Raw genomic sequence first — 9,186 nt, 5'->3', positions numbered from 1 at the left:
CTGGTCGAACGCCGGCTTGGCGGCGTCGGCAGCGGGCGCGGTCTCGTTCTTGCCACAGGCGGCGAGCGAAGCGGCGATGGCGATGGTCAGGCCCAGCGGGACCAGATTACGGACGTTCATGGCGTGTCTCCAACGGCGAATCGTCCAGCGTAGCCGCTGCGGCGATGGTGGGGACCGGCCAAAGGTCACGCCGCAGGCTCCACAGCTGTTGGATTTCGCCTTTGGGGTTTTCCGCTATCGTGCTTGCTAACATCGCCCCAATCGGATCTACCGCAAAAATCATAAAAAATGGAGAAGATATGCCTTACGAACTAAAGGATCGTTTGGTGGTAGGTGTCGCATCTAGTGCAATGTTCGACTTGAGCGAGTCGGATAGGGTCTTTCGAAACGAGGGGGAGGAAGCCTATCGCACATATCAAGAGCAGCACAGGAACGATGCACTCCAGCCGGGAATGGCTTTCTCCTTCATCCGACGCCTTCTCTCTCTCAATGACCTAAGTCCCGCCCCCCACGCTCCGCTGGTCGAAGTCGTCCTTCTATCTCGTAATGATCCAGATACGGGACTTCGGGTGATGAATTCAATTGCCCACCACAACTTGAGCATCTCTCGCGCAATTTTTCAGCAAGGCCTTTCGCCCTACGCATATGTGCCTGCGCTCAACATATCCCTATTCCTATCAGGCAATCAGAGCGATGTTCTCGAAGCGATTGCACTTGGACTGCCGGCCGGATATGTAATGGATTCAAAGAAAATTGACGACCCAAGCGACACAACACTTCGCATTGCCTTCGACTTCGATGGAGTTCTTGCTGACGACTCATCCGAAACCGTGATGCAGAATGGAAACCTTGCGCAATTCCACACTCACGAGACAGCCAATGTCATGGAACCTCACGGTGGCGGCCCACTAAAGCAGTTCCTCCTCAAGATCTCAACAATCCAGAAGGCCGAGGAGCTGAAAAGGAAGTCGGACCCAACATACAAAAATAGGCTTCGTGTCTCCATCGTCACCGCCCGAAATGCTCCATCGCATGAGCGCGCAATCAACACACTGAAGAGTTGGGGCGTAATTGTAAACGACGCATTCTTCTTGGGTGGAATTGAAAAACGCTTGATCCTCGAAGTCCTCAAGCCTCATATATTTTTCGACGATCAATCACTGCACCTTGCCGCAGCAAGCCAAGCCGCACCATCTGTACACATTCCCTTCGGAATAACGAACAAACCGAAGACGACATCGCCACAGACGGAAGAGCTAGCGGCGACCGGTCAATAAATTGGATCACCCAAGAGAACCTCACATGCAACAGGCAAAACCGACCTGCTTTGTGATTCAGACTTTCGATGGGAACGTCTACGACCGAAGATATAGAGAGACCATACGCCCGGCACTTCTTCTTGCAGAAGTGGAGCCTCAAAGAGCAGATGAAATCCTTGGTCTAAATCCGATAATTGAAAAAATTGAAAGCGCAATCGCCAGCGCATCCACCTGTATCGCCGAAGTTTCCGAAGACAACCCCAACGTCTGGCTAGAACTCGGTTACGCACTAGCCCTCAATCGACCTGTTGTCATACTCTGTGAAAAAGGAAAGCGCCCCAGGCTTCCTTTTGATGTTCAACATCGACCTGTTGTCTTTTACCGAACTGACTCCAGAAGCGGCTACGAAGAACTGGAAGCCAATCTTGTCAAACTCATTCAACACGAATTGCGCAACGAGCAACGATCACAGCTTGCGCCAACGTTGAATCCCAACATCGCGAACAACACAGACCTTGATGCAAATGAGATCGCGGTCTTGTCCTTGGCGTTTGCATTCTGGCCCACCGAAATCGGAAGCATCAGCCACTGGGAACTGGATAGAAAGCTCTCAAGCGCCGGCTTAACTGAGGTGGGCATCGCCCTCGGCGTCGCGACACTGACCGAAAAGAGTTTCCTAATTTCCCGGAGCCTTGTTGAGGAGGATTCAAACGGGCAAACATACCCCGTCAAGCACTACCAAATAACTCCTGAAGGCATCCAATGGATGAAGCTTCACAAGGATCTTCTTGTTACCCGCAGAGAACCCATTCGTCCCAGCACCCGCTTCATTGAAGACGATGATATTCCGTTTTGACTAGCTTCTTCGGTCTTGAAACTCCAAGTCTTAGAAAGGCCGGCTTGCGCCGGCCCTTCGTTCTTACTTGGCCTTGCCCTGGTTGGCCACGGCTTCGGCGGCCTTGCGTGCCGCTTCCGGGTCACCCAGGTAACGGAACGACTTCACGGTGAGGTCGTCGTTCAACTCGAACAGCAGCGGAATGCCGGTCGGGATGTTCAGCTCGAGGATTTCCTCGCGCGAGACGTTGTTGAGGTACTTGTACAGCGCGCGCAGCGAGTTGCCGTGGGCGGTGACCAGCACGGTCCTGCCATCCTTCAACTGCGGCGCGATGGCGTCGTGCCAGTACGGCAGCACGCGGTCGAGCGTCGTGGCCAGCGATTCGGTGCCCGGCAGCGCGTTGCGATCCAGCCCGGCATAGCGGCGGTCGTGGATCGGGTGGCCCGGATCTTCCAGGTCCATCGCCGGCGGCGGGATGTCGTACGAACGGCGCCACACCTTGACCTGGTCCTCGCCATGCTTGGCGGCGGTCTCGGCCTTGTCCAGGCCCTGCAGGCCACCGTAGTGGCGCTCGTTGAGGCGCCAGGACTTGTTCACCGGCAGCCAGTCCTGCTCCAGCTCGGCCAACGCACCCTGCAGGGTGTGGATGGCGCGCTTGAGCACGGAGGTGTGGGCGACGTCGAACTGCAGGCCTTCCTCGCGCATCAGGCGGCCGGCGGCAGCCGCTTCCCGGCGCCCCTGCTCGGTCAGATCGACATCGACCCAGCCGGTGAAGCGGTTGTCCAGGTTCCACTGGCTCTGGCCATGGCGCAACAGTACGAGTTTACGGGTCACTGCAGGGTCTCCAACGCGAGGAAAGGCAGGCGGCCATTGTAGCCCCGGCGCCCGCTCACCGCGCCGTGGCGGTGTGGATGTCATCCTGTGGCCGATGAATACACTGATCGACCCCGGGCGCTGGGAAGGCAGCGTCAGCGCCGCCCGCGAACAGCAGAAGCAGCTGGCGACCCGCGTGCAGCGGCAGGACCGGCTGCCCGCTACCGTGCGCTGGCTGGCCGGGCTGGATGTCGGCTTCGAGGAAGACGGCGCGATCACCCGCGCTGCGGCCGTGTTGCTCGACGCGGACACCCTGCAGCCGGTGGCGCAGGAAATCGCCCGCATCCCCACCGTGATGCCCTATATCCCGGGCCTGCTCAGCTTCCGCGAACTGCCGGCGCTGCTGGCTGCGTTGGCGTTGCTGCCGCGCGCACCGGACCTGGTGTTCGTCGATGGCCATGGCATCAGCCATCCGCGCCGGCTGGGCATTGCCGCACACCTGGGCGTGGTGACCGACCTGCCGAGCATCGGCGTGGCCAAATCGAAGCTGGTGGGCCGCTTCATCGAGCCCGACCCTGAGGCCGGCGCGCACACGCCGTTGCTGGACGGCGGCGAGCAGCTCGGCTGGGTGTTGCGCAGCAAGCTTCGCTGCAAGCCGCTGTTCGTCGCCGGCGGGCATCGGGTCAGTGCCGATACCGCGCTGGCCTGGGTACAGCGCACGCTGCGCGGCTATCGCCTGCCCGAGCCGACCCGGCTGGCGGATCGGCTGGCCTCGCGGCGCGACGAACAGAGGTAGCGCCGGGCACCGGCCGCCACACCCGCTTCAGCGATGCACGTGACCGCGATGGCCCTGCGCATCGGCAGCTGCATGATCGTGCCCGGCGTGATCGTCGTCCCTCGTCGCCGACGGCTGGCCACAGGCTTCGCCGCAGTGGTCGGCTTCGATCTGCAAGGTCACGTGTTCGATACCGAAATCATCGTGCAGGCGATCACCGAGTTCGCGCCGCAGGCGGTCGGCGTCGTCGCCTTCGCGCATCACGATGTGCGCGGTCAGTGCCGGCGTGCTGGACGCCAGCGCCCACACGTGCAGGTCATGCACGTCCAGCACTGCGTCGTGGTCGGACAGGCGGTCGCGGACCCTGGCCACGTCCATGCCCTTGGGCACGCCTTCCAGCAGCACGTTGATGGCCTCGCGCATCAGCACATACGTGCGCGGCAGCACCCACAAACCGATCAGAACGGCCAGGATCGGGTCGATCGGCTTCCATCCGGTCCATTGGATCAACAGCGCGCCGGCGATCACCGCCACCGAGCCGAGCATGTCGGCCCACACTTCCAGGTAGGCGCCCTTCACGTTGAGGCTCTCGCCGCTGCCGGCCTGCAGCAGGCGCATGGAGATCATGTTGATCACCAGGCCGACCGCTGCAATCACCAGCATGCCGGTGGAGGCGATCTCCTGCGGTTGGCGGAAGCGACCGATGGCTTCCCACAGGATGTAGCCGGCAACCACGAACAGCATTGCGCCGTTGATCATCGCGCCCAGTGCTTCAAGACGTGCATAACCGTAGGTGCGGCGCGCATCCGGCGGGCGCCGGCTCAGCCGCACGGCCACCAGCGCGATCATCAGCGCCAGGGTGTCGGTAGCCATGTGCGCGGCATCGGACAGCAGTGCCAGACTGTTGGTCCAGAACGCACCGACCACCTCCACGACAAGGAAGGTGGAGGTCAGGCCGAGCGCCCACCACAAGGGTTTCTCGTGGCGGATCTCGGATGGCAGGTGATCGTGGTCGTGACCCATGGCAACAGCTCCTTGGCGATGGGAGTCAGGCTACGCCGGCGGGTGTCGGGAAACTATCACGGTGTTTATAACATTGCAGAATCCGCGACGCGGGTCGCTGCGGCTTGCGCCCGTGCCGGGCCACACTATGATGGCCGCATCCCCTCTGGACGGGGACGGGCAGCCRTATCGCCTCGGCGTGGCTGCCCGCAATGGACACACAAGCACAAGGAATTCGGAACATGTGGACTACCAAGACTCCCTGGGTCGCCGTCGCCGTGGCCTGTACGCTGGGCATGGCCGCAAGCGCCTCGGCCAAGACCTGCCAGCAGAATTTCCGCTCGGTAGGTGACCCCCGCAATGGCCAGTTCTTTACCTCCGAGGTCACTCTTCCCGGCCTGAAGCCGCGCAGTGCGCTGGGCCAGCTGCGCAAGGCGGCACTTGATGAGGGCAACAATTTCGTCAGCGGTGACGTCATCACCGAGACGGAAGGCCAGATGTACGTGCTGCAGACCGACACGAAGGTGCCGCTGGTCAGCGTCATCACCGCCTCCAATGGCGGCAACGTGGCGGTCGGCACCAAACTGTCACGGGGGCAGACCGCCAAGGAAGAGGACGCACGCAGCGCGCTGTGTGGCTGGCTGGACAAGCTCAAGACCGGCCCCGAGGGCGAGGCGATCGCCGAAGCCGTGCGTGTCTCCAGTGGCTTCGACAAGCCGATCCAGGCCACCGCGGTCGGCATGTCCACCGAAATGGGCAAGGACTCCAAGCGGCTGCAGCGGGAAATCAATACCGCACCGCTCAAGGCGCTGTTCTCCGGCTCCAGCACCCCGCCCGACACGGAAGCAATGTACCAGCCGTTGCTGGTCAAGTATTTCGGCCGTCGTTTCATCATCGATGGCCAGGTCTACACCGCCCAGCCCAACCGCTTTACAAACACCATCGAGGTGGGCTATCTGGTCACCAAGATGAAGGGCATCGGTGGCATCGGCGGGCGCCAGTCGAACGACAACAACAATGCCAATTTCACCGTTCACTGTGCGTTGGCCCCGGATCAGATGGCGCTGGGCGCCACCCTGCGCGAGAACGACTGGGTGAAGCTGGACGGCGTGGTCGACAAGATGGACACCGGTGGTGTCCACCTTCGCGATTGCCGCCAGGTAAAGTAAGCCATCAGGCTGCGCCGGAACCCTCCCGGCGCAGCGCTCATCGGATCAGAAGCCGAAACGCAGACTGGCCCAGTACGCGCGGCCGGGTTCGTTGTAGGTCGCCGCACCGGCGTCACTGCTGTTGGCCTCGCGGAACAGGCGCTTGTCGGCCAGGTTGTTGACGCCGAAGCCCACGCTGACCGTGTCGGTCACCTTGTAGCGCGCGCTCACGCCCCAGACGTTGTACGCGCCGCGGGTCTGCAGCACGGTGGACGCATCGCAGTTGGCGGTGCAGCGCGGATCGTTGTTGATGTTGGCCGTGGCCGGTTCCTGCTTGCCGTAGAAGGTGCCGGTCAGCAGCAGCGACAGCTGCTCGGTGGCCTGCCAGTCCAGCATGGTGTTGACGGTGTACTTGGGAATCACCGACAGCGGCTGGCCGGTGCTCTTGTTTTCGTTCTCCACCATGTAGGTGAAGTTGTTGCTCCACTTCAGGCGGTCACCCTGCTCGCCCAGCAGCGGGATCACCAGGTTGCCCTCGAGCCCCTGCACGATGGCCTTGGGTGCGTTCTCCCAGCGGAAGATGCGGCCCTTGCGGTCGGCCGTCAGGCCGATCTGGGTGTAACCGGCCTGGATCTTGTCCTTGTAGTCATTGTGGAAATAGGTCAACGAGGCCTGCCAGCCGCTCTGCGGTGCCCACTCCACGCCCAGTTCCTTGTTCAGGCTGGTCTCTGCCCTGAGATCCGCATTGCCCTGCATGTAGCAGCCGGCGCCCAGGCTCGGGGTACTCGAAGCCCAGCGTCCACACGTTCTCCGCGCCGCCGAGGGTGGTCGGGAAGCTGACCTCGCCGTCCAGCTGGTAGTTGCGCAGGCGCGAGGTCRACCAGTCGGCGCCATTGAAGCTGCCTTCCGGACCGCCGGCCAGGCCTTCGTTGATGCGCGAATTGTTCACCCCTTCCACCGCTGCCGTCAGCCGCGAGCTGACATYGCCCCAGCGTCCGCGATGGGTGATCGCGCCGGTGGTGCGATACATGCGGTTGGTCTCGGCCTGCTGCTCGGCCAGCGCGGCCAGGTCGACACCGGTGGAGGTACCAGTGGTACTGACCGCACGATCGCCGGCATAGATGTTGCCCTGGCGGCTGGTACCGGCCTCGAACTCGACCACCTGGTTGGCGGTCACGTCCCAACGCAGCAGCGCGTTGACGTCGCGGTTCTTGACGCCTTCGCGGCCCGCTGGCGGTACCGCATTGGCACCGGTGGCGAAGTCGCGGTTGAGATCCAGCGAATCGGCATCGGTCTTGTTGAGGTTGCCGTACAACCGGAACGACAGCGTGTCGGTCATCGGCCCGCTCAGCTGCAGGCCGAGGCGTTCGCTGCCGCCCTCGGCACTGTGTTCGGGTACCAGGCCGTACAGGTCAACCGCACCGGTCAGGTCGCCGGTCGGGCGCTTGGTGATGATGTTGACCACGCCACCGGAGGCACCCGAGCCATAGCGTGCCGCTGCCGGGCCGCGCAGCACTTCGATGCGTTCGATCATTTCCGCCGGCACCCAGTTGGTATCGCCGCGCGTGTTGCGCTCGCCACTGCGGCCCATGCGCACCGCGTCGCGTGCACCCACGCGCTTGCCGTCGATCAGGATCAGGGTGTTTTCCGGCCCCATGCCGCGCAGATCGATCTGCCGGTTGTTGCCGTACTGGCCCGATGCACTGTTGCCGGTCAGATTGACACCGGGCATCGTCCGCAGCAGTTCGGCGATGTCGTTGACCGGCGGCCGCTTGGCGATGTCCTCGGCGGTAATGGTGGAAGTGCCCAGCGCCTGCCGCGCGATCTGCGAGGCAGTGACATGCACGGTGTCGATATCGGTGGCATCGGTTTCCGCATGGGCGGTGACGGCAGCGGTGGCCAGCAGCGCAGCGATGGCAAGCGCCAGCGGGCGCGGTGAAAGAGTGTTTGCAGGCATGTTCTGAACCTTCTGGCAGGGCAACGGAAGCCTCTGGCATAGGGCACGAGGCGGCGACGGGGGAGGCGGAACGATCACTGCGGGATGCCCGCATGCCGGTTCCTGCCATCATTTTTTCATAAATGCGAGTGATTCTCAAATGCGTCAACGCATTGCGGCATCGGCCGGCATGTGCTTCATCCGCGTTTTTCGGCCTGCATGGCGCTTAAACTGGCCGGCTTCCCTGCCATCAACCGTCGACAGCTGCGGCCGATACCGTGGTCTGTTGTGCGCCGTTAGAGATCGACGTGGATACACCCCAACTGGACGAAGCCAGCCAACCGCTGGCTCAGGCCTGGCAGCAGTGTCTGCTGCTGGCCGGCCCCGCCGCCGCCGCGCTGCTGCATGCCGTGGCCGCCGATGCACCGCCGACGCTGGCGCAGCGCTTCTACGAAGTGCTGCTGCAGGACACGCGTGCGCGCCGCTTCCTGTCCCACGAACAGGTCAAGCAGCGCCTGCAACCGGCGATGCAGCGTTGGCTGGCCCAGCTGCTGACCACCGATGCGGATGGCATTGCCGCTACCGTCGCCGCACAACGGGTGATCGGCGATGTGCACGCACGGGTCGGTATTCCGGTGGACCTGGTGGCCCGCGGTGCGCGCGTACTCAAGCACGAGCTGTTCATCCGCCTGCGCGCCGATGCCGCTGACAACGACACCGCCTTCGCCGCCATCGATTGCCTCAGCGCGATCATGGACATCGCCATGGAAGGCATGACGCTGGCCTATACGCACGCCCGTGAGCGCTCTTCGCGCACCGATGCGGCGTACCGGCTGTTCTCGCTGGTGCAGAACGTCAGCACCGAGCGCGAGCGCCAGCGCGCCCTGCTGCTGGATTGGGAAAACAGCCTGCTGTACACCCTCGCCGGCCATGCGACCGGTGCCGACAACGCCAGTCTGGCGAGCTCGGAATTCGGCCTGTGGTTCACCCACAAGGGCATTCCCAGCTTCGGCGAAAGCAGCGAGACGCAGCAGGTGGGCCAGCTGATGGCCCGCATCGACAACCGCCTGCAGCGCGCCACCGATGAAGATCCGGCACGGCGGCTGACCGCCCTGCCGATGATCCGCGAAGACCTGGCCACCATCCGCAACCTGATGACCTTGCTGTTCGAACGCATCGGTGAACTGGATGCGGGCAGCGATGCGTTGACCAACCTGCTCAACCGGCGCTTCCTGCCGACCGTGCTACGTCGTGAGATCGAGTTGTCCACGCGCAACCACACGCCGTTCTCGTTGTTGCTGCTGGACCTGGACCATTTCAAGGCGATCAACGATGGCCACGGTCATGACGCCGGCGACCGCGCGCTGCAGCACGTCGCAGCCCTGCTCGGCCAGCAGACCCGAGGCAGCGACTACCTG

The 9,186-nt window shown here is 62.8% G+C and carries 7 protein-coding genes and 1 pseudogene; 5 read left to right on the top strand and 3 right to left on the bottom strand.

The annotated features are described in order from the left end of the window. Positions 1-299 precede the first annotated feature (299 nt). Positions 300-1,277, top strand: a complete 978-nt coding sequence (locus tag AC1VAN_RS07245) for a 5'-nucleotidase (RefSeq protein ID WP_081794552.1) — start codon at positions 300-302, stop codon at positions 1,275-1,277. Positions 1,278-1,302: 25 nt separating this feature from the next. After that, on the top strand, positions 1,303-2,115 hold the full coding sequence (locus tag AC1VAN_RS07240; protein ID WP_442251706.1) for a hypothetical protein: 813 nt from the start codon (positions 1,303-1,305) through the stop codon (positions 2,113-2,115). A 63-nt stretch (positions 2,116-2,178) separates the two neighbouring features. Here AC1VAN_RS07240 and gpmA read toward each other — a convergent pair whose 3' ends face one another. Next, complete coding sequence (gpmA, locus tag AC1VAN_RS07235) at positions 2,179-2,928, bottom strand: 2,3-diphosphoglycerate-dependent phosphoglycerate mutase (RefSeq protein ID WP_032976037.1); 750 nt, start codon at positions 2,926-2,928, stop codon at positions 2,179-2,181. 94 nt (positions 2,929-3,022) lie between these two features. On the opposite strand from gpmA, the gene nfi reads away from it, so the two are divergent. Beyond that, positions 3,023-3,703: a deoxyribonuclease V gene (nfi, locus tag AC1VAN_RS07230; protein ID WP_025873770.1), complete on the top strand. Its 681-nt coding sequence runs from the start codon at positions 3,023-3,025 to the stop codon at positions 3,701-3,703. Positions 3,704-3,730: 27 nt separating this feature from the next. Here the strand turns inward: nfi and AC1VAN_RS07225 are convergent, their stop codons facing one another. After that, positions 3,731-4,705: a cation diffusion facilitator family transporter gene (locus AC1VAN_RS07225; protein ID WP_032976035.1), complete on the bottom strand. Its 975-nt coding sequence runs from the start codon at positions 4,703-4,705 to the stop codon at positions 3,731-3,733. A 221-nt stretch (positions 4,706-4,926) separates the two neighbouring features. Here AC1VAN_RS07225 and AC1VAN_RS07220 point away from each other — a divergent pair, with 221 nt between their 5' ends. Next, entirely contained in the window at positions 4,927-5,853 is a 927-nt protein-coding gene (locus AC1VAN_RS07220; protein ID WP_032976034.1) for a hypothetical protein, read from the top strand. Positions 5,854-5,898: 45 nt separating this feature from the next. Here the strand turns inward: AC1VAN_RS07220 and AC1VAN_RS07215 are convergent. Further along, positions 5,899-7,789: pseudogene (locus tag AC1VAN_RS07215) on the bottom strand (FepA family TonB-dependent siderophore receptor). Between the two features lie 287 nt (positions 7,790-8,076). Between AC1VAN_RS07215 and AC1VAN_RS07210 the strand changes: the two are divergent. Then, the coding region (locus tag AC1VAN_RS07210) for a diguanylate cyclase (RefSeq protein ID WP_480985540.1) at positions 8,077-9,186 on the top strand (1,110 nt) is incomplete at its 3' end.

This window comes from Stenotrophomonas sp. 05L44_2 (genome assembly GCF_056665995.1).
Note: the sequence above shows the minus strand (reverse complement) of the source record. Positions and strands in the feature narration are given on the sequence as shown.